The organism is Arthrobacter burdickii (genome assembly GCF_030433645.1).
In the GTDB taxonomy this organism is placed as follows: domain Bacteria; phylum Actinomycetota; class Actinomycetes; order Actinomycetales; family Micrococcaceae; genus Arthrobacter_D; species Arthrobacter_D burdickii.
The window spans coordinates 176260-195453 of sequence record NZ_JAROCG010000002.1 but is presented as its reverse complement, the minus strand read 5'-3'; the positions used below and the strand labels follow the sequence as shown (position 1 = coordinate 195453).

Annotated in this window: 19 protein-coding genes; 11 read left to right on the top strand and 8 right to left on the bottom strand. The window is 68.1% G+C overall.

All coding sequences use genetic code 11. The annotated features are described in order from the left end of the window. Positions 1 to 88 precede the first annotated feature (88 nt). The gene (locus tag P5G52_RS15570; RefSeq protein ID WP_301229190.1) at positions 89 to 1096 is read left to right on the top strand and encodes an alpha/beta fold hydrolase; all 1008 of its coding nucleotides are present in this window, start codon (positions 89 to 91) and stop codon (positions 1094 to 1096) included. A gap of 68 nt (positions 1097 to 1164) precedes the next feature. On the opposite strand, the gene P5G52_RS15565 is transcribed toward P5G52_RS15570, so the two are convergent. After that, positions 1165 to 2265: a LacI family DNA-binding transcriptional regulator gene (locus tag P5G52_RS15565; protein WP_301229188.1), complete on the bottom strand. Its 1101-nt coding sequence runs from the start codon at positions 2263 to 2265 to the stop codon at positions 1165 to 1167. A gap of 223 nt (positions 2266 to 2488) precedes the next feature. Here P5G52_RS15565 and P5G52_RS15560 point away from each other — a divergent pair, with 223 nt between their 5' ends. The 9 genes from P5G52_RS15560 to P5G52_RS15520 all read left to right on the top strand — a co-directional run bounded on the left by P5G52_RS15560 (position 2489) and on the right by P5G52_RS15520 (position 10582). Beyond that, the gene (locus tag P5G52_RS15560; protein ID WP_301229186.1) at positions 2489 to 3490 is read left to right on the top strand and encodes an asparaginase; all 1002 of its coding nucleotides are present in this window, start codon (positions 2489 to 2491) and stop codon (positions 3488 to 3490) included. A gap of 51 nt (positions 3491 to 3541) precedes the next feature. After that, complete coding sequence (locus tag P5G52_RS15555; RefSeq protein WP_301229184.1) at positions 3542 to 4429, top strand: polysaccharide deacetylase family protein; 888 nt, start codon at positions 3542 to 3544, stop codon at positions 4427 to 4429. Beyond that, the gene (locus P5G52_RS15550) at positions 4429 to 5814 is read left to right on the top strand and encodes an MFS transporter (RefSeq protein ID WP_301229182.1); all 1386 of its coding nucleotides are present in this window, start codon (positions 4429 to 4431) and stop codon (positions 5812 to 5814) included. The genes P5G52_RS15555 and P5G52_RS15550 overlap by 1 nt, the downstream gene beginning before the upstream one ends. After that, positions 5801 to 6565, top strand: a complete 765-nt coding sequence (locus P5G52_RS15545; RefSeq protein WP_301229180.1) for an SDR family NAD(P)-dependent oxidoreductase — start codon at positions 5801 to 5803, stop codon at positions 6563 to 6565. Before P5G52_RS15550 ends, P5G52_RS15545 begins: the two co-directional genes overlap by 14 nt. After that, on the top strand, positions 6562 to 7287 hold the full coding sequence (locus tag P5G52_RS15540) for an SDR family NAD(P)-dependent oxidoreductase (protein ID WP_301229178.1): 726 nt from the start codon (positions 6562 to 6564) through the stop codon (positions 7285 to 7287). Before P5G52_RS15545 ends, P5G52_RS15540 begins: the two co-directional genes overlap by 4 nt. 19 nt (positions 7288 to 7306) lie before the next feature. Next, positions 7307 to 7654 (top strand): hypothetical protein, encoded by a 348-nt coding sequence (locus P5G52_RS15535; protein WP_301229176.1) that lies wholly within the window; start codon positions 7307 to 7309, stop codon positions 7652 to 7654. Positions 7655 to 8210: 556 nt separating this feature from the next. Further along, positions 8211 to 9173 carry a matrixin family metalloprotease gene (locus P5G52_RS15530; protein ID WP_301229174.1) on the top strand — a complete coding sequence of 321 codons (963 nt, stop codon included), beginning with the start codon at positions 8211 to 8213 and terminating at the stop codon, positions 9171 to 9173. Between the two features lie 40 nt (positions 9174 to 9213). Continuing rightward, entirely contained in the window at positions 9214 to 9933 is a 720-nt protein-coding gene (locus P5G52_RS15525) for a mycothiol-dependent nitroreductase Rv2466c family protein (protein ID WP_301229173.1), read from the top strand. Between the two features lie 103 nt (positions 9934 to 10036). After that, positions 10037 to 10582 carry a heme-degrading domain-containing protein gene (locus P5G52_RS15520; protein ID WP_301229172.1) on the top strand — a complete coding sequence of 182 codons (546 nt, stop codon included), beginning with the start codon at positions 10037 to 10039 and terminating at the stop codon, positions 10580 to 10582. 42 nt (positions 10583 to 10624) lie between these two features. Here the strand turns inward: P5G52_RS15520 and P5G52_RS15515 are convergent, their stop codons facing one another. From P5G52_RS15515 to P5G52_RS15505, 3 genes are read right to left on the bottom strand one after another with little or no spacing between them, the layout of a single operon-like run. Further along, the gene (locus tag P5G52_RS15515; protein ID WP_301229170.1) at positions 10625 to 11404 is read right to left on the bottom strand and encodes a carbon-nitrogen hydrolase family protein; all 780 of its coding nucleotides are present in this window, start codon (positions 11402 to 11404) and stop codon (positions 10625 to 10627) included. A 5-nt stretch (positions 11405 to 11409) separates the two neighbouring features. After that, complete coding sequence (locus P5G52_RS15510) at positions 11410 to 12756, bottom strand: APC family permease (protein WP_301229168.1); 1347 nt, start codon at positions 12754 to 12756, stop codon at positions 11410 to 11412. A 2-nt stretch (positions 12757 to 12758) separates the two neighbouring features. Continuing rightward, positions 12759 to 13643, bottom strand: coding sequence for a carbon-nitrogen hydrolase family protein (locus P5G52_RS15505; protein WP_301229166.1), 885 nt, complete (start codon positions 13641 to 13643; stop codon positions 12759 to 12761). 87 nt (positions 13644 to 13730) lie between these two features. Here P5G52_RS15505 and P5G52_RS15500 point away from each other — a divergent pair, with 87 nt between their 5' ends. Then, a complete protein-coding gene (locus P5G52_RS15500) occupies positions 13731 to 14474 on the top strand; it encodes a FadR/GntR family transcriptional regulator (protein ID WP_301229164.1) in 744 nt (247 codons plus the stop codon). Between the two features lie 82 nt (positions 14475 to 14556). On the opposite strand, the gene P5G52_RS15495 is transcribed toward P5G52_RS15500, so the two are convergent. The 4 genes from P5G52_RS15495 to uxaC are packed head-to-tail and all read right to left on the bottom strand — an operon-like array spanning position 14557 to position 19182. Then, positions 14557 to 15060: a gluconokinase gene (locus P5G52_RS15495; protein WP_301229162.1), complete on the bottom strand. Its 504-nt coding sequence runs from the start codon at positions 15058 to 15060 to the stop codon at positions 14557 to 14559. A 5-nt stretch (positions 15061 to 15065) separates the two neighbouring features. Next, complete coding sequence (manD, locus tag P5G52_RS15490; RefSeq protein ID WP_301229160.1) at positions 15066 to 16295, bottom strand: D-mannonate dehydratase ManD; 1230 nt, start codon at positions 16293 to 16295, stop codon at positions 15066 to 15068. A gap of 56 nt (positions 16296 to 16351) precedes the next feature. Next, complete coding sequence (locus tag P5G52_RS15485) at positions 16352 to 17785, bottom strand: mannitol dehydrogenase family protein (protein ID WP_435868706.1); 1434 nt, start codon at positions 17783 to 17785, stop codon at positions 16352 to 16354. Next, positions 17782 to 19182 (bottom strand): glucuronate isomerase, encoded by a 1401-nt coding sequence (gene uxaC / locus P5G52_RS15480; protein ID WP_301229158.1) that lies wholly within the window; start codon positions 19180 to 19182, stop codon positions 17782 to 17784. Before uxaC ends, P5G52_RS15485 begins: the two co-directional genes overlap by 4 nt. Between the last annotated feature and the right edge of the window lie 12 nt (positions 19183 to 19194).

Sequence of the window (19194 nt, the reverse complement as noted above, 5' to 3'; positions counted from 1 at the left end):
CCCGACGTCGAGCCTGTACCGGGGTGGGCTGTTTCTGTACGATCGGCCTGAGCTCCAACGAGGGAGCGTCGGCGAAGGGAGCAATGCGATGGAGCATAAACTTTTCGACCTGGGGGATTTCAGCCTCCAGAAGGGCTCCGTCCTTCCCTCCGCCCAACTCGGCTACACGACGCTGGGTGAGCTGAATGAAGCGAAGGACAACGTCGTCATCTGTCCGACCTGGTTCACTGCTACTCCCACCGACACGGCGACATGGATGACCGGCGAGAACCGCGCCTTGAAGCCGAGCAAATACTTCATCATCGTGCCCAACCACTTCGGGGCGGCCGTCTCCTCCTCGCCGAGCAACACACCTCCCCCCTTCGGCAAAGGCACGTTTCCACGAGTCACGGCCTACGACAACATCAACGCGCAATACCGATTGGTGACCGAGGAATTCGGCATCGAGAAAGTTCGGCTGGTGACAAGCTGGTCCATGGGCGCCTCCCAAACCTACGCTTGGGCGGCGCTGCACCCGGAGATGGTGCAGGCCATCGCGCCGATCTCCGGTTCCGCCCGCACAGCCCATTACAACAAGGTGTTCCTGCACGCCCTCATCCGTGCGATCACGGCCGACACCGACTGGAATGACGGCTTCTACGGCGACAAGCCCCCGGTGCGTGGCCTGCGGACCTTCGCATCCATCTACGCCGGATGGGGCTTCTCGGAGGCGTTCTACCGTGAGGAGCTGTACCGCGGATTCGGAGCGGGTAGCGCGGAGGAGTTCATCGAAATCTTCTGGGACCCCTTCTACCTCAAATGCGATGCCAACGACCTCCTCGCCCAGATCCAGACCTGGATGCACAACGACCTCGGTGACCATCCCACCTTCGGTGGCGACTTCGACGCGGCGCTGGGAGCGATCCGTGCGAAGACGATCATCATGAACGCCGAGACGGATCGGTATTTCCCGCCCATCGACAGTGAGTATGAAGCCGCCCGCATACCGGGAGCTGTCGCCAGGCCCATCCCGACGATCTGGGGCCACATGGCTCCCTTCAATCCCGTCGATCAGGCGTTCATCGATCAGGGCATCATGGAACTGCTCGCCGACTGAAGGGAGCCGCTGGAAGCGACGACTTGACGACGAATCCAATTGCTACGCAGGCTCGTTCCGTCGAGCCATCATGGTGCTTGCAGGCCGCCAGTCCCGGAGCTGCCCGCGAGCACAACGGCAGCTCCCCTCGGTGCGGCGCCGGCCGACGCGCTGCTCTCCCGCACGAACAGCTCCGGCGGATGGCGCACCGACGCGACTTCCTCCCCGTTCATCACCCGCCGCAGCATCCCGACGGCGGCCCGCCCGATCTCGACCATGGGTGAACGGACCGAGGTCAGTGGAATGGGGAGCTGCGCGGCCAGGGACGTGTCGTTGAACCCGACGACGGCGATGTCCTGGCCGACGACGAGACCGGCGGCCCGGAACGCTCCCATGGCGCCGATGGCTGCGAAGTCGTTGACGGCGAACACGGCGGTCGGCACCTCGCCGCGGAGGCTCAGCAGCTCCTCGCCCGCCTGGCGTCCGCCCTCGGTGTCGAAGCGGGACGGCAGGATGCGGTCTGCCGGCACCTCGCCGCCCAGTTCGTGCCAGCGCTCGACGAACCCGGCCGTCCGGTCCACTCCCGTACTGGCGTACGGCTCACCCGCGAGGATCGCGACGGAGCGGTGCCCGACGCTCCACAGGTGGTCCGCGACCAGTCGTCCTCCCGCCGTGTCGTCGCAGGTCGAGGAGGGGAATCCCGGGTAGCGGCGGTTCATCAGGACGAAGGGCACATGGCGGGCGGTGAGGTCGTCGACCAGGCTGCTGCCGGCATGGACGTCCCCCAGGATCAGCCCGTCCACGCGCCGCGCGAGCATGATCTCGGCCTTGCGGCGCTGCTCGTCCAGGCTGTCGTGGGAGTTCATCACGAAGGTCGAATGGTTGCTCTCGGCGGCGGCTTCCTCCACGCCCTCGTACATCGTCGCGAGGACGATGTCGGAGAGCCGGGGCACGATCACGCCGATGGCTCTCGTCCGGCGGGTGCGCAGGCTGGTGGCCTGCGGATCGGGTGAGTATCCCCTCGACTTCGCCAGGTCACGCACCTTCTGGGCGGTCTCCTTCGAGGCTGCCCCACGTGCCACCTCCGTGTCGGAGTGCAGCACCCGCGACACCGTGGAGACGTGGATCCCCAGCTCGGCGGCGAGGTCCTTCAGGGTGACCGCCGGACGCCTCTTGCCTGGTGCCTTCACGCGTGCCCCCTTCTTTCTCCTCCTGGGATTGTTTCAGACGCATGAAATCTCGAAGACTCCATTGACGAGACCCAGACCACATCCTAGGGTTCTTTTCAATCAACCCAAACGATTGGGTTGGTGAGGGAACCATTCTAGGATCCCCGCAGAAACCCCTGGTCTTTTTTCGTCCGAAATTTTTCCAGGGGGGTAACCCAAACGATTGGGTAAGGAGTGGGCACCGATGGGATCAACCACTACCGGGCAGGTCGTGCTGCTGGCGACGGGCGGCACGATCGCGTCCCGCAACGACTCCTCGGCCGGCGCGACCCTCGCCGCCGATGCGGGCAGCACCGTGCTGGCGGCGGCCGGGCAGAACGTCCCCGCTGTGGAGGTCGTGGACCTCATGCAGAAGGGCTCCTACCTCCTCACCTTCGACGACATGCTCTCGGTCTGCACGGGCATCCGCACCGCGCTGGAGTCCCCCGAGACGCTCGGCGTGGTCGTCACCCACGGCACCGACACGATGGAGGAGACGGGTTACCTCGCCGACCTCCTCCACGACGATTCGCGGCCCGTCGTGTTCACGGGCGCCCAGCGGGCTGCAGACAGCCAGGAACCGGACGGACCGGCGAACCTGCGGGGCGCCATCACCCTCGCGGCGTCACCCGAGGCGCGCGGCAGGGGTGCCCTGATCGTGTTCGACGGGGAGGTCTTCGCCCTTCCCGGCACCCGGAAGACGGAGACGAGCCGGCTCCATGCCTTCGGCAACCCGGACCGGGGATCCGCGGGATCCGTCTCGAGTACCGGCGTCGTCGAGCTGGGACCGGCCCCTGAGCGCCCGTCTCCCCTCCCCCCTCCCCCGTCAGGGTCTTCCGTGCGGGTTGACATCGTCCCCTCCTATCCCGGCGCGGACGCAACCCTCTTCGCTGCCGCGCTCGACGCCGGTGCTCGCGGGATCGTCCTGGAGGCCACCGGGCTGGGGAATGCGAACGCAGAGCTCTGCGATGCGGTGCGCGCGGCGGTGCGCGACGGCGTCGTCGTCGTCACCAGCACGCGCGTCCATGCGGGACCGGTGTACGGCGTGTACGGCGCCGGCGGCGGCAAGACGCTCGAGGACGCCGGCGCCGTTCCGTCGGGGCTGCTCCGTCCGTCCCAGGCACGCACGCTCCTGCACGCCCTGCTCGCGCTCGGACTGCCTCCCGACGACGTCGCCCGCCACGTCCGCGAGCGCGGCAGACCCTGATCCCCCAGAACCGACCACCGTCCCCCACCCCCACCAGGAAAGGCCTACCCCATGACGAAAGATATACAGATCGCCTTCGGCGTAGACGTCGACGCAGTTGCCGGAATGCTCGGCTCCTACGGCGGCGAGGATTCCCCCTGCGACATCTCCCGCGGGCTCTTCAGCGGGGAGGTCGGCGGGCCGCGGATCCTGCGCCTCTTCGAGAAGTACTCCCTGCCCTCCACCTGGTTCGTTCCGGGACACTCGATCGAGACCTTCCCCGACCTCACCCGGATGATCGTGGATGCCGGCCATGAGATCGGCGTCCACGGCTATTCGCACGAGAACCCGATCGCCATGACCCGTGAGCAGGAGACGGCAATCCTCGACAAGTCGATAGACCTCATCGAGAAGGTCTCGGGCCGTCGGCCCACCGGTTATGTGGCTCCCTGGTGGGAGTTCTCGCCCATCACCAACGAGATCCTGCTCGAGCGGGGCATCAAGTACGACCACTCGCTCATGCACAACGACTTCGAGCCCTACTACGTGAGGGTCGGGGACAGCTGGACGAAGATCGACTACACCAAGCCCGCGGAGGCATGGATGAAGCCCCTCGTCCGCGGTTCCGAGACCGACCTCGTGGAGATCCCGGCGAACTGGTACCTCGACGACCTCCCTCCCATGATGTTCATCAAGGCCTCCCCGAACTCGCACGGCTTCGTCAACCCGCGGGACATCGAGCAGATGTGGCGGGACCAGTTCGACTGGGTCTACGCCGAGATGGACTCCGCCGTCTACACCATGACGATCCACCCGGACGTCTCCGGCAGGCCGCAGGTACTGCTCATGCTCGAGCGCCTCATCCAGCACTTCAACTCCCACGAGGGCGTCACCTGGCACACCTTCGACCAGATCGCCGACTCGTTCCTGGCACGCAATCCCCGAAAGGAATCGAACTGATGTCCATTCAAGAGGGTGTCGACCTTTCGACGCCGACACGTAACGAGCAACGCAATTTCCCGGTGTTCTCGAAGAAGAAGACCAGCACGGCGACCGTTCTCGCCCTCTGCGCCTGGACCGTGGCGGTCTTCGACTACGGCCTGTTCGGCACCCTCCTGCCGGCCATGCAGGAGGAATTCGGCTGGACGGCGCCGGAAGCGTACGCCGTCAATACCTGGATCGCCGTCGGAACGGCGATCGTCTGCTTCGGCATCGGACCGGTGATCGACCGTCTCGGCCGCAAGAAAGGGATGATGCTGACCGTCGGCGGCACCGCTGTCATCTCCGGCGTCACCGCCCTGATCCCTGCCACCCTCGGCTTCGCCAGCAATGCGCTGCTGGTCCTGGTCCGGTCCTTCGGCGGTCTGGGCTTTTCCGAGCAGGCCGTGAACGCGACCTACATGAACGAGGTCTACCAGGTCACCGAGGACGAGCGGAAGCGCAAGCGTCCCGGGTTCCACTACTCCTTCATCCAGGGCGGCTGGCCGCTGGGCTTCCTCCTCGCGAGCGCCCTCGGGCTCGCGTTCCTGCCCCTCCTCGGCTGGCGCGCGCTCTACCTCATGGCCACGCTCCCCGCGATCATCATCGTCCTGCTCATCGCCCGCAAGCTGAAGGAGACGCCGCAGTTCGAGCTGCACCAGCGCCTCACCGAATTGGAGAAGGGCGGCAAGAGCGACGAAGCCCACGCGCTCGCAGCCGCCTACGGCGTCGAGCACTCCTCGACGTCGCCGCTCAAGCGCATCTGGGAAGGCGAGTACCGCCGGAACACGATCGTCTTCTCGCTCGCCTGGATCCTCAACTTCTTCGGCATCGCGATCTTCAGCGTCCTCGGCACCTCGGTGCTGGCCAACGCCAAGGGCGTCGAGCTGACCGACGCCTTCCTGCTGCTGATCGTCATCAACATGCTCGCCTACTTCGGCTATGTCTTCCACGGCTGGGTCGGTGACAAGGTGGGCCGGAAGAGGACCATCATCGTGGGGTGGATCATCTCGGGCCTGTCCTTCGCCGTGATGCTGAGCCCGCTGGTGTCGAGCCCGTTCCTGATCATCCTCACCTACGGCACTGGCCTGTTCTTCCTGGTGGGCCCCTACGCCGCCATCCAGTACTTCATGGCGGAGTGCTACCCCGTCAGTTGCCGTGCCACCGGGCTCGCCTTCATCGGAGCCATGAGTCAGCCGGGGACGATCATCGGCGGTGCACTCTTCACCATCGTCGCCACCGCGGCCGGCACCGGAGCAGCCGCCCTGTGGGTCGGCGCCGTCGGGACCCTGCTCTCCGGCGTCCTGATGATCGCCGCACGACCCGTCGCGGCCGTCGCCCTTGAGGAGCCGCATGCAGCAGTCTGAGGTAGCCATCGTCACGGGCGCCGCCAGCGGTATCGGCCGCGCGCTCGCCGTCCACTACGCGGGCCGGAACGTCCGGACCATCATCGGCACCTTCCCCGGCGACCCGCACGACCCGGAGGAGACCCTCTCCGGCGTGCGGGCCGCCGGTGGGGAGGGCGTCATCCACGAGGTCGACGTGCGGTCCACTCCTTCGGTGGATGCCTTCGCTCAGCGCGCCCTGGATGAGTACGGACGCCTGGACTACGCGATCGCCAACGCGGGCATCCTCCGCAATGCTCCGCTCAACGAGCTGACGGACGACCTGTGGACCGCGATGCTCGACGTCGACCTGACCGGCGTGCTCCGTACGCTGCGGTCGGCGTCACAGCGGATGGACGGACCCGGCGCGCTCGTCGCCGTGTCCTCCATCGCCGGTGGCGTGTACGGGTGGGAGGAACACGCGCACTACGCCTCGGCCAAGGCCGGTGTCCTCGGGCTCATCCGAAGCATCGCGTCGGAACTGGGGCCACGGCAGATCCGCGCCAACGCGGTGATTCCCGGCCTGATCGAGACACCGCAGTCCCTCGACCCGGTGAACTCGCTGGGCCCCGAGGGGCTCGAGCGGGCCGGCAAGGATATTCCATGGGGTCGCGTGGGCCGGCCGGAGGAGGTCGCCGACGTGATCGGATTCCTGACCTCGGACGCTTCCCGGTACATCACCGGACAGTCGCTCATCGTGGACGGCGGCCTGACCATCAAGATGCGCGCATGACGGCGGGCGGTGAGCCACGGGGTGCCGGCAGTCCCCGCACCGTCGTCGTGACCGGAGGCGCCAGCGGGATCGGGGCGGCAATCGCGGACGGGTTCACGGCGCAGGGGGACACGGTGGTGGTGCTGGACCGTGCCCCCGGCCCGGGGGTCATCGAGGTCGACGTCGCGCGCGAGGACAGCGTCCGGAGTGCCTTCGCTGCCGCCCGCGACAGAGTCGGGACCATCGACATCCTGGTCAACAGCGCCGGGCTCCTCACCGAGTCCCCGATCGAGAACATGACGCTTGCGATGTGGACGGAGACCATCTCGGTGGACCTCACCGGGGTGTTCCTCTGCTGCCGTGAGGTCGTCGGCCCCATGCGTCGCCAGCGATGGGGGCGGATCATCAACATCTCCTCCCAGCTGGGCATCAAGGGCGGCACGGGACTCGGCCACTACAGCGCAGCGAAGGCCGGGGTGATCGGGATGACGAAGGCCCTCGCCCTCGAGGTCTCGGCCGACAACGTCCTGGCCAACTGCATCGCGCCGGGTCCGATCGAGACGCCGCTCGTCGACGGCATCTCCGAGGACTGGAAGGTCGCGAAGCGTGCGGAGTTGCCACTGCGGCGGTTCGGCGTGCCGGCCGAGGTCGCTCCGACCGCACTGCTCCTCGCGAGCGATCCCGGCGGCAACCTGTTCGTCGGCCAGACCCTCGGACCGAACTCCGGGGATGTGATGCCATGACCCGGATACCGGACTGCTGATGTGTGGAGCATGCGGCCGTACGGTCGTCGCCGATCCGGCGCTCGGACCGGTACGGACGACGCGGGACCTGCTGGTCGTGGCTCAGGTGATGAACTCGATCACCGCCGGGCTGCCTGGCGGGCCCGTCGTGCGGGTGAGTGGCGACGCCTGGATCCTCGCGGGACGCACGGGCACCAGCACCAGGTGCGACACCGTCGAGCAGCTGTGGACTGTGCTCCTGGACGGCTGCGGGCGGACGTCCGACGGGGCGTTGCGCCTTGCCCAGCAGATCGCCCGTGGACTGCCGGCGGCATCTCCGCTCGCCGACCGCGTGCTGCGGGAAGGACTCTTGGCCGGAGCCCGCTGACGGCTACTTTCCAAAACGCCATCGGTGCTGCCGATTCCGCCCCGCCCGCTGCCTTTGCAGTGGGCGGGGCCGTCGTCGTTGGTGGGCCGCGGGGCTTGCGGGCGGGCTGGGTCGCCGTCGTTCCTTGGTTTTGGTGCCCAATCGCGTGTTGTGGCGAGACACGCCGGTCCGTGGGATGGGCGCAGGCAAAAGCCCGGAACAACGGCGGGTCCGTGCGGCTTCGTGCACGTCATAGTCATTCTGTCGATGCAACGCGTGCACGACGCCGCACCAGGCCCACCAAAGCCTGGTCGAGGGCACGCTAGGCCGCCGAGATGGGGCATCACGGCGAACTCAGCCTGCCGGCACGGGCAGGACGGCGGACCCAACCGATGAGACAGCGCGCTCGGCACACCAGGCTCCGAACCGAACCACCCGAGCCACCCGAGCCAGCCGGCCGGCGCCGCACCCGCATCAGCCTTCACGCAGCTTTGCCCAAGGTCGCCCCGAATCGGGCAAACCGTCCCGGCACGTGCAGCAGGATGAACGAGGATCATCCAAAGGGAAGGCTCGGGCAATGGGCGCAATGGACCGCGAGTGGTTCCACGAGGGCCGCGACGCCCGGATGAACGGCGTGCGCCGGTCGCCGTCGGGCAGGATCCCGGAATGGTCGCTCGACGACGCCCTCCGCCAGGCGTCTGCTCCCCCGCCGTGGCGCCCCGGTCCGGCACAGAAGAAGCGCCGCCGGGCGAGGATGAAGCTGCGGCTCGGGACCGTAGGAGCACTCGCGCTCCTCGTCTTCCTGTACCTGACGCCGACACTGTTCGACCGCTATGTGCTGCCCGCCGCCCTGCCGTACCTGCCCGGCGCCGAGGTGCCGCCCCGCGGCGTCGAGGCCGGCGACGTCCCGCTCGGGGTTCCGCCACCCGCACCGGCGTCGAACGCGTACAAGTTGATGGAGTCGCCGGTCGAGGACCAGGAGTGGGTGGCGTACGACCCCTGCCGCCCCGTGCACTACGTCGTGCGGCCGGACAACGCGCCGGCGGGGTCCGAGGGCCTCGTCCAGGAAGCCGTCGCGGAGGTCTCGGCGGCGACAGGACTGCAGTTCGTGGACGACGGCACGACCATGGAGGCGCCCACCGAGGACCGCGACCTGTACCAGCCGGAGCTGTACGGCAAGAGGTGGGTCCCGGTACTCATCACGTGGACGGACCCCACCGAGATCCCGGGACTCGAGGGTGACGTGGCCGGGCTCGGCGGCAGCGACTACGCCCAGACACTGGGACACCCTCTGGTGTACGTGGGCGGGCAGGTGCAGCTCGACGCCCCGGACGCCGCCGAGACCCTGCAGTACCCGGACGGCCGCGCGTACCTGAAAGCGACCATCATGCACGAGCTCGGGCACGTCGTCGGGCTCGATCACGTCGATGACCCTCATGAGCTCATGTACGCGGACAACATCGGGCAGATCTCCTTCGGCGACGGAGACCGCGCCGGCCTCGCACTGCTCGGCACCGGCCCGTGCGTGCCGGGACTCTGAGTCCTTGACCCCCGGCGTGCAGCATCCCTAGCGTGAAGTCATGACCTCCCCCGATATCCGGTTCTATTTCGACCCCGTCTGCCCCTTCGCCTGGATGACCAGCAAGTGGGTGCGCATGGTGTCGGAGCAGCGCGACTACGCAGTCGAATGGCGCTTCATCTCACTCCGCCTGCTCAACGCATCCGTCGACTACGACGCCCACTTTCCCGTCGGCTACGAAGCCGGGCACACCGCGGGCCTACGCCTGTTGCGCGTCGCCGCACGCACCCGGGAGGAACACGGACCCGAGGCCGTCGGGCGGCTCTACGAGCGACTGGGCACCCGGATCTTCGACATGCACAAGGACGATTCCGACGGCGGCCACCGCGGGACTGTGGACTTCCTGGTGCCGGTCCTCGCCGAGTCCGGACTGCCCGAACACCTCGCCGACGCCCTGGAGGACTCCTCGCTCGACGCCGCCATCCAGGCGGAGACGGACGAGGCCCTGACCCTGACGGGCAAGGACGTTGGGACGCCGATCATCCATTTCGAGCCACCGGAGGGCGTGGCCTTCTTCGGTCCCGTGATCAGCCGCCTGCCCGATCCCGACCAGGCGGTCGAACTCTGGGACCACGTGCTGGGCCTGGCGCGTTTCCCCGGTTTTGCCGAGCTCAAGAGGAGCCTGCGGGAGCGCCCTCAGCTGCGCAGCTTCGGCGTAGAGGAGGATGAGGCCGGGCTGCAGGAGGACTGGCACGGCGGGAGCCGCCGGACCAAGAAGTAGCCCTCCCGGCGGAGTGCCGCGCGGAATGGTACCTGTTACGGCCACTTCGCTATACGACCGAAGTAGATTCCACCGAGGGATATCAACGACGTACATTAGGCGAATGAGCAATGAAGCTTCTGCAGCAATCCTCGCCCCGTTCGATCCTGACGGCGGGGACGACCAGCCTGCCGCAGCGCTCGAGTCGCTCATCTCGACGGTCGAGGCGGAAGTCGCGGAGCTCCAGTTCACCCGCTTCACCAACGACGACGCCGTGGCGCTCGGACAGCTCCTCGTCCAGCTGGGCGTCAGCCGCGACCTGCCAATCGCGATCAGCATCTGCAAGCCGAACCACATCCTCTTCCGGGCCGCGCTCGACGGCGCCACCCCCGATAACGATTACTGGCTCGATGCGAAGAGCCGCACGGCAGCGCGCTACTTCGTGCCGTCGCTGCTCGTCGGCCTCCGCGCACGCCGCAACGGTGGCCACGCCGAGGACAACCCGATGTTCGACACCTCGACGCATGCCGCCCATGGGGGCTCGTTCCCGCTGTACGTCCGGGGCGTGGGACCCGTGGCCACCGTGACGGTGTCCGGACTGCCGCAGCTCGAGGACCACAAACTCGTGGTCGAGGCCCTGCGCACTTTCCACGCGGCCGACGGCCTCTGACAGGGCACCTGCACCCGCATATACGCGGCGTCAGGATCACCGCTACACCCGGCGCTGCTCCGCCAGGGGGAACTGCCGGCGGGCGTCCGTGACAGCCCCGAGGTGCAGGTCCACGGTCAGGACGTCCTCCGCCGGGCCGCACGAGCCCAATACCCCTCCGAGTGGCCCGGCCACGATGCTCCGGCCGATCGACACCGGCTCGGCCTGGGACACACCCGCGACGAATACGCCGTTGTCGAGCGCACGCGCACGGAGCAGCACATCCCACTGGTCCGTCTTGCCCGGTCCCGGCACCCACGACGACGGCGCCAGGACCACCTGCGCTCCCGCGTCCGCCAGCGCCCGGGCCACTCCCGGGAACCGCAGGTCGTAGCAGGTGAGCAGTCCGACGACGGTGCCGTCCAGGGGAAAGGTCACGGGTCCGACGTCGGGCGCCGGTCTGATGTGCCGGGACTCATGGAAGCCCTGGCTGTCGAAGAGGTGGATCTTGCGGTAGGCCGCGACCAGGGACCCGGTGGGGTCCAGCGCGACGATGGTGTTGTAGGCACGCTCGTGTTCCTCGGAGGTCTCGATCACCCCTGCCACCACCGTGATCCGGTGCCGACGCGCCATTGCCGCGAGCGCCCGGACCACGTCGCCGTCGAGCGGTTCCGCGGCCGCGACGAACGAACTGTCCACCCGGCTCTTCTCGTAGCTCGCGTACTCGGGGAAGACCGCGAGGGTGGAGCCCGCGTCGGCCGCCGCGGCAGCGACCTCCTCCATCCGGGCGAGGTTCGCTGCGGTGTCCGGGCCGGACGCGAGCTGCCCGAGGGTGATGCGCATACCTCCTATGAAACGACTTCCTTCTCCACCGACGCCAGTTCGGGTGGTGCGGAGCGGAAGCCGCGTGTGATGACGGCGAGCACGAGGATGCCGATCGCGAGCCAGACGAGCCCGAGCGTGATCGCCGTGGGGTCGAGCTGGGTGAGCAGGAAGGCGTCGACCACGGCGCCGACGGCGGGGATCACCAGATAGGAGAAGGGGTTCAGGCTGCGCCCGGTCCGCTTCTCGCGCAGGTAGTAGGCGATGACGGAGACGTTGACAAGGGTGAACGCGGTGAAGGCACCGAAGTTGATGAACGAGGTGGACGTGGCGACATCGAGGAAGACCGCCACGAGTCCCACGATGCCCGTGATGACGAGGTTGACCACCGGCGTGCGGAAGCGGTCGTGAAGGTAGCCGAACACCTTCCGCGGCAGCACGGCGTCGCGGCCCATCGCGTAGAGCAGTCGGGATGCGCTGGCCTGGGCGGCGAGACCTGAGGCGAACTGCGCGACGACGAGGCCCGCAAGGAAGATCGCGCCGAAGAGCTGGCCGCCGATCTGCAGGGCGATGTCGGAGGCGAGTGAGGCCGAATCCTCGAACGTGCCACCGGGGCGGATCAGCTGGGTCACGTAGGAGACGGACACGAAGATGGCGCCGCCGATCAGCGCGATGAGCATGATGGCGCGCGGCATGGTCTTCTTCGGCTCCACGGTCTCCTCGGTGAGGGTCGTGACAGCGTCGAACCCCAGGAAGGAATAGGCGGCGATAGCCGCACCGGCAGCGATTGTACCGAGGTTCGCCGTCGGGTTGATGAAGGGTTCGGAGCTCACCAGCGCGCCGGCGCCCGACGTGCTCACGAGGGTCCCGATGGTCAGCGCCACGAAGATGCCGATGACGAGCAGCTGGAACGCCATCAGGAGGTAGTTCGCCTTCTCGGCGACCCGGATCCCGATGACGTTGAGCACGGTGGTCACGAGCACGAAGGCCAGGATCCACACCCAGATCGGCGTGCCGGGGAACTGCGCGGTGAGGTAGGACCCGCCGATGAGCCAGATGACCATCGGCAGGAAGAGATAGTCGAGCAGGATGGCCCACCCGACAAGGAACCCGACGCGGGCGTCGATGGTCCGCCGCACGTACGTATAGGCGGAACCCGCAACGGGGAACGCAACGGCCATGCGTCCGTAACTGTGGGCAGTGAAGAGCATCGCGAGGAGCGCGAGGAGGTAGGCCGACGGGGATGCACCGCCGGTTGCCTCGGCGATGACGCCGAAGATCGCCAGGACGATCAGGGGTGTGAGGTAGGCGAGCCCGAACAGGACGAGCGAGGGCAGCCGGAGGGTGCGGGTGAGCTGGGACGAGGTCTGCATGGCTAGTCCTGACGAGCAGTGGACGCGGGGGTCCAGGTGGCGGGATCGATGCGGCCGGAGTACATCGGGAGCTCGATCGGGGTTTCGTGGGCGCGGAACTGGGACCACATGCGGTTCAGCCCGGCGGTGCCATGTGTGCGCACGTAGTCGATGCGCGACAGGTCGAGAGTAGCCGCCATCATCCCGGTACCGTCGTGGTCGATGGACTCGAGGATCGCGCCCTCCGGGTCGACGATGAGGCTCTGACCGCGCCCGGTGGGGCCGGCGCAGTTGACGCTGACGATGAACACCTGGTTAACGATGGCGTTGGCCCGGGCGAGAACCAGCTCATGCTCGCGGTCCTCGGTGGTGGTCTTGACGACGTTGAGGATCACGTCCGCGCCGAGCCATGCGAGCTGGCGGGTCACTTCGGGGAACCATGCGTCGTAGCAGATGGACAGTCCGGCGCGGCCGTAGCCCTCGAGGTCGACGGTGACGAAGGAGTCTCCGGGGTCGTACGGCTCGTAGGGACGCCAGGGGAAGATCTTCCGGTAGCTCGCCTCGAGCTCGCCCTGCGGGGAGAACACGAGCGCGGTATTGAACAGCTGCCCCTCGGGCCCGCGCTCGCAGATGCTTCCGGGCACCAGCCACACACCGAGGTCGCCGGCGAGCTGTGCGAGCTCCTGCACGAGGGGCCCATCGAGAGGCTGCGCCGATTCCTGGAGCGCTTCCGTGCGCGCCTGGTCGGGGTAGCCGTCACCGAACAGGTGTAGTTCGGGGTAGACGAGGAGTCGGGTTCCGGGATGCGCCGCGACGGCGTCGGAAGCCTGAGTGGCGAAGACCGAGAGCGGCTCACCGATCGCGATCGGTTCGGACTGGACTGCGAGGATCGGAAGGGGCTGTGACATGGCGGCCTTGGCTTGCAGTGACGGGGCTCACGCAATATTAGCTCACTTTGAACTATTATCAAGACGGAGCGTCGGAAGGGGAAGAACATGACCGATGGATTGCGGGAACCGGTGGGCGCGGCACCGCCGTCCCACGTGCCGCCTGCGCACGGGCGGCGCAGTGCGATCGACGCCGTCCGCGCCCGCATCGCCGCCTCCATCTCGCTCGGTCTTCTACAGCCGGGCGAACGACTGCCGGACCAGAACGACATCGCGCTGGGGCTCTCGGTGAGCCCGATGACGGCCCGGCGCGCAATGGCCAGCCTCGCAGAGGAGGGAATCGTGGTCCGGCGTCGGGGGCGTGACGGCGGAACCTTCGTCGCGGCTGATCCTCCCGCAGCTGCCATCGAGAGATTGTCCCTTGGATTGCCGGATGCCGCGGCCGTCCATGACCTCGTGGACCGGCGCCTCCTCGCCGAATGTGCTGTCACCCACTTCGCCGCCGTCAACGCGACGGAGGACGAACTCGAGGCGCTGGAGGCACTCACGCAGCGCATGGCGACGGCCACCAACTGGTCCGAATACCACCAGGCCGATGATGAATTCCATCGGTCCGTCGCCGCCGCGTCACACCTCGGTGCGGCTACCGCCATGCATTCCGCAGCCCTGGGCGAGCTGTACGAGCACTTCGTCCCGTACCCCATCGATGCGCTTCACCGCGCCAACGGGGACCACGTCGCACTGGTGGCTGCGCTGCGGAGGCGCGACGTCGTTCGAGCAGTCGCGATCGCCCACGCGCACGTGGACAGCCTGCACTCGACGATGTTCATGGAACTCGCGCATCGCGCCTAGCTGCCGGCCGTCGGTCCGGCGCCGTCAGGGGATCATCGATCCGGCCATGGCTGCGACGCTCACGGTCACGAGGGAGCACCGCTCAGGCTGCGCTCACACCCGCCTCCAGCCATGCAGCCGCCCGACGCGCGAGGACTGCGGGTGTCGCCGAGATGTCCAGCACTATCCCGGTCTCGTCCGGCCCGAGGGGTTCGAGCGTCTGCAGCTGGGACCGCAGGAGCGAGGCCGGCATGAAGTGTCCCGGCCGGGCTGCCAGGCGCTCCGCCAGCAGGTCCACCGTGCCGTGCAGGTGGACGAACCGCACATCTGGCGCGCCTCCGCGGATGGTGGTGCGGTACGCCCTCTTCAGCGCACTGCACGCAATGACGAGCGGCTCCGGACCGGCAGCTGCGAACCGCCGCCCGATCTCCTCGAGCCAGGGCTGCCGGTCGGCGTCGTCGAGCGGGGTTCCCGCAGCCATCTTGTCCACGTTGCGCTGCGGGTGCAGCGAGTCGCCGTCGAGGAACGGCGCACCGTGGTGATCGGCGAGCAGCGCGCCCACGGTGCTCTTGCCGCAGCCGGAGACGCCCATCACCACGATCTTCATAGCCTTCACCAGTCGTGGACGGTGCCGTCGCTGAGACGGTTGTAGGGCAGGTAGGCCTGCTGGTAGGGGAAGGATGCGGCTGCTTCCTCGTTGAGTTCGACGCCGAGGCCCGGCTTGTCGCCGGGGTGCAGGTAGCCGTCGGTGAAGGTCATGGACTGCTCGAACACGGTGTTGGTCTTCGCGCTGTGCTCCATGTACTCCTGGATGCCGAAGTTGTGGATCGCCAGTCCCACGTGGGACTGCGCGGCGAGGCCCACGGGTGAGACGTCGGTGGGCCCGTGGAACCCGGACTTGATCTGGTACTGCGCGGCGTAGTCCATGACCTTCTTCAGCGGCGAGATCCCGCCGAAGTGCGTGGACGCGGCCCGCACGTAATCGATCAGCTGTTCCTTGATGAGCGTCTGGAAGTCGAAGACGGTGTTGAAGATCTCCCCCACGGCCAGCGGGGTGGTGGTGTGCTGGCGGATCAGCCGGAACGCCTCCTGGTTCTCGGCCGGAGTCACGTCCTCCAACCAGAACAGGTCGTAGGGTTCCAGCGACTTGCCGAGCTTTGCGGCCTGGATCGGCGTCATGCGGTGGTGGCCGTCGTGCAGCAGGGGCAGCTCGGGGCCGAACTCGTTGCGGACGGCCTCGAACACGGTCGGCACGTGCCGCAGGTAGGCCCGGGTGTCCCAGTCCTCCTCGGTGGGCTGGGCGCCGCGGCCGGCGGGCTCGAAGTCGTAGCGCTCCCCGGTGGCCTGGGCCTGCGCCGCCACCCCGTACAGGGCCGTGATGCCCGGCACCGAGGACTGCACGCGGATGGACTTGTAGCCCTCCTCGAGGTGCTGCCGGATCGAGTCGAACAGTTCGGGGATGTCCCGGCCGGAAGCGTGCCCGTAGGTCCGCAGCGCCGTCCGCGAGGCACCTCCGAGCAGCTGGTAGACCGGCATACCGGCGGCCTTGCCCTTGATGTCCCAGAGCGCCATGTCCACGGCGGCGATCGCGGCCATGGTCACCGGGCCGCGACGCCAGTAGGCGCTGCGGTAGAGGAACTGCCAGGTGTCCTCGATGCGGTGCGGATCCCGGTTGATCAGCAGCTGGGTCACGTGGTCGTTCAGGTAGGACGCAACGGCCAGTTCCCGGCCGTTCAGGGTGGCGTCCCCGAGACCCGTGATTCCCTCGTCGGTGGTGATCTTCAGTGTCACGAAGTTCCGGCTCGGACTGGTCACGATGACCTCGGCGGCGATGATTTTCACGATGTTCCCTTCGAATGCATTGGCACGGCGTGCCTGGTCGGTTGGATGCGGGCCCATCAGGCCCGCCAGGAAGTGCGGAGGCTGTGCACCAGGGCGACGACGTCGTCGTCCAGCCGGTCGTCGAGGAACCGCACCAGCCCTGCCGTCACGTCGTCAGGGTCACCCGCCAGGATGCGTTCGATGGTGCCGGCAGCAGCGTCGGCGACGGGCTTGCGTGCCGCCCCGTCCGCGAGCAGCTGATCGATCCAGGCGGCGATGATCCGGGCCGAGGCACGTCCCGTGCGGCCGGCCTTCCGTTCGGCGAGCAGGACGGGGACGGCCCTCATGCGCAGCTTGCTCGAGCCCTCGGCCGCGATCTGGGACAGCTGGTGCCGGATCCGACTGTTGGAAAACCTCTCCTGCAGGGCCGCACGGTAGCCGGGCACGTCGAGCCCCGGTTCGGTGAGGTGGTGCGAGGCTTCGTCCCAGAAGTCCTCGAGCCAGGCCGCGCAGCGGGTGTCCGCGACGGCGTCCGCCACGGTCTCGTGCCCGCGCAGCTGGCCGGCATAGGCCAGCAGCGAATGGGCTCCGTTGAGCAGCCACAGCTTCCGCTGCTCGAAGGGCTCGATCCGCTCCGTGAAGACCGCACCCGCACGCTCCCATGCGGGGCGGCCGGCCGGGAACGCTCCGGAGAGGATCCAGTTGTGGAACGGTTCGGTGACCACCGGGGCCAGGTCGCGGAAACCGGTCGCCTCGGCGACGAGGTCGACGTCGGCCTCCGTGGTGCGCGGGGTGATCCTGTCGATCGACGAATCGACGAAGGAGACGTTGTCGGTGATCCACACGGCGAGCTCCTCGGAGATCGGGCGGGCGAAACCGAGGATGGTTTCCGCGGCGGCTGTGCCGTTGGAACTCAGGTTGTCGCAGGACACGACGGCGAGCGGACCGCCACCGGCGTGGCGTCGGGCGTCGAAGCCCACCACCAGGCGTGCGCCGGCCGTTGCCAGTTGCCCCGGCGGATCGAGCGGAGTCCCGGACGCGGCGCCGGTCCGTGCCTGCTGCCATGACCGGAGGACCTCGAGGTCCTGCGCCACCACGGACGAGGCGGAATCGAGCAGCCCGTCCGAACCGAGGTGGTATGCGGGCTCGGTGATGGTCAGGGTCACGACGGCGGTTCCCGGTGAGGCGATCAGCCGGGCGAGCTCGCCGACGTCGCCGCCGTGGTGCGCCGCGCTGATGCTGCCGACCACCTCGAACCGGTCCCCCGCGTCATCACGTTCGACGAGCGTGTAGAGCCCGTCCTGGGCGGCGAGGACCTCGGCGGCGTCGGGGCTCCGCCCCGTGAAGGCGGCGATGCCCCACTCGTGGTCGGGATCCGCTGCGGCCGTGTACCAGGCCTGGTGGGATCGGTGGAAGGCGCCGAGCCCGAGGTGCACCATGCGGACGGGTGCCGGAGCGCCGGCATCCGTCGTCGTGCGCGTGAGGTCCGGGAGGTTCGTCAGGCTCCTCACAGCTTGAACGCCCTGCGCGGTGCGCGGTCCACGACGTCGACGATCAGTTCGGCGGCCCGGGACTCGGAGACGCGGTGCTCGGCGACGAGGCGGGCCAGGAACGAGGCTTCGATGCGACGGGACGCGTCATGGCGTGCCGGGATGGAGCAGAAGGCGCGCGTGTCGTCGATGAAGCCCGACGAGCGCGAGAAACCGGCCGTCTCGGTGACGGCCGAGCGGAAGCGCAGCATCGCGTCCGGTGCGTCCAGGAACCACCACGGGGCGCCGATGTGCACGGCCGGGTAGAAGCCGGCCAGCGGCGCGAGTTCCCGGGAGAACACGGTCTCGTCGAGCGTGAACAGGATCAGGTGGAAGTTCTTGGCGGTGCCGAAATCCTGGAGGACCGGCCGGATGGCTTCGGTGTAGCTCACGGGTATGGGGATGTCGTGGCCGGTGTCGGCCCCGAATTTCTCGAACGTGGGCAGGTGGTGGTTGCGGAACGACCCCGGGTGGATGGTCATCACCAGTCCGTCCTGCACGGACATCCGGGCCATCTCGTACAGCATGTGCGCCTCGAAGCGCTCTCGGTCACCGTCCCTCCGCTCGCCACGGCGCGCCCGGGTCAAAATCTCCTCGGCTTCCGAGCACTCCAGCTTGAGCGTGCGCGGGGTGTGCACACCGTGGTCGGCCGAGACCGCTCCGTGGTCGATGAAGTACTGCCGGCGGTTCTCCAGTGCGGCGAGGTAACCGGCGTAACCGGTGGCGCCGTCGCCCGCCGTGCTGATGAGCCGGTCCACGTTCTCGATCCAGGCAGGGTGGGCGAGGTTGGTGTAGGCGTCCGGCCGGAACGTCGGCAGGACGCGGCCGGGAAAGGACTCGTCCGCCGCGAGCGCGGCATGGTGCGCGAGGTCGTCCAGCGGATCGTCCGTGGTCGCGAGGACCTCGATGTTGAACTGCGTGAAGAGCGTCCGGGGACGGAACCCCGGCTCGGCGAGGCGCGCACGGATGGTGTCGAACGACGCGTCGGAGGTGTCGGCGGAGAGCTCATCCTCGAGGCCGAAGACGTGGGAGAACTCGGACCTCAACCAGTACCCGGAGGCGGTGCCCTCGAAGAGCGGCCACGCCGCGCAGAACTCCCGCCAGACGTCGCGGGCCGAGGAGTTCTCATGGATCCGCAGGCGCTCGAGCGGGACGCCGCTGGAGTGGATCAGGCGGGTGACGTAGTGGTCGGGTGTGACCAGCAGCGTCGCCGGGTCCCGGAACGGCAGGTCGTCGGCGAACACGGCGGCATCGACGTGGCCATGGGGCGAGATGATGGGGAGCTGCTCGACGAGGTCGAGCAGTCCACGCGCGATCCGGCGGGTGCCGGGATCCGCTGGAAGGAGCCGGTCTGGTTCGGTTGCGATCGAGATAGGCATGGCTTCATCGTG

Bases quoted from the DNA above. Each gene is read 5' to 3' on its own strand.
- P5G52_RS15570 (WP_301229190.1), top strand. From the start codon at position 89: ATGGAGCATAAACTTTTCGACCTGGGGGATTTCAGCCTCCAGAAGGGC.
- P5G52_RS15560 (WP_301229186.1), top strand. From the start codon at position 2,489: ATGGGATCAACCACTACCGGGCAGGTCGTGCTGCTGGCGACGGGCGGC.
- P5G52_RS15555 (WP_301229184.1), top strand. From the start codon at position 3,542: ATGACGAAAGATATACAGATCGCCTTCGGCGTAGACGTCGACGCAGTT.
- P5G52_RS15550 (WP_301229182.1), top strand. From the start codon at position 4,429: ATGTCCATTCAAGAGGGTGTCGACCTTTCGACGCCGACACGTAACGAG.
- P5G52_RS15545 (WP_301229180.1), top strand. From the start codon at position 5,801: ATGCAGCAGTCTGAGGTAGCCATCGTCACGGGCGCCGCCAGCGGTATC.
- P5G52_RS15540 (WP_301229178.1), top strand. From the start codon at position 6,562: ATGACGGCGGGCGGTGAGCCACGGGGTGCCGGCAGTCCCCGCACCGTC.
- P5G52_RS15535 (WP_301229176.1), top strand. From the start codon at position 7,307: ATGTGTGGAGCATGCGGCCGTACGGTCGTCGCCGATCCGGCGCTCGGA.
- P5G52_RS15530 (WP_301229174.1), top strand. From the start codon at position 8,211: ATGGGCGCAATGGACCGCGAGTGGTTCCACGAGGGCCGCGACGCCCGG.
- P5G52_RS15525 (WP_301229173.1), top strand. From the start codon at position 9,214: ATGACCTCCCCCGATATCCGGTTCTATTTCGACCCCGTCTGCCCCTTC.
- P5G52_RS15520 (WP_301229172.1), top strand. From the start codon at position 10,037: ATGAGCAATGAAGCTTCTGCAGCAATCCTCGCCCCGTTCGATCCTGAC.
- P5G52_RS15515 (WP_301229170.1), bottom strand. From the start codon at position 11,404: ATGCGCATCACCCTCGGGCAGCTCGCGTCCGGCCCGGACACCGCAGCG.
- P5G52_RS15510 (WP_301229168.1), bottom strand. From the start codon at position 12,756: ATGCAGACCTCGTCCCAGCTCACCCGCACCCTCCGGCTGCCCTCGCTC.
- P5G52_RS15505 (WP_301229166.1), bottom strand. From the start codon at position 13,643: ATGTCACAGCCCCTTCCGATCCTCGCAGTCCAGTCCGAACCGATCGCG.
- P5G52_RS15500 (WP_301229164.1), top strand. From the start codon at position 13,731: ATGACCGATGGATTGCGGGAACCGGTGGGCGCGGCACCGCCGTCCCAC.
- P5G52_RS15495 (WP_301229162.1), bottom strand. From the start codon at position 15,060: ATGAAGATCGTGGTGATGGGCGTCTCCGGCTGCGGCAAGAGCACCGTG.
- uxaC (WP_301229158.1), bottom strand. From the start codon at position 19,182: ATGCCTATCTCGATCGCAACCGAACCAGACCGGCTCCTTCCAGCGGAT.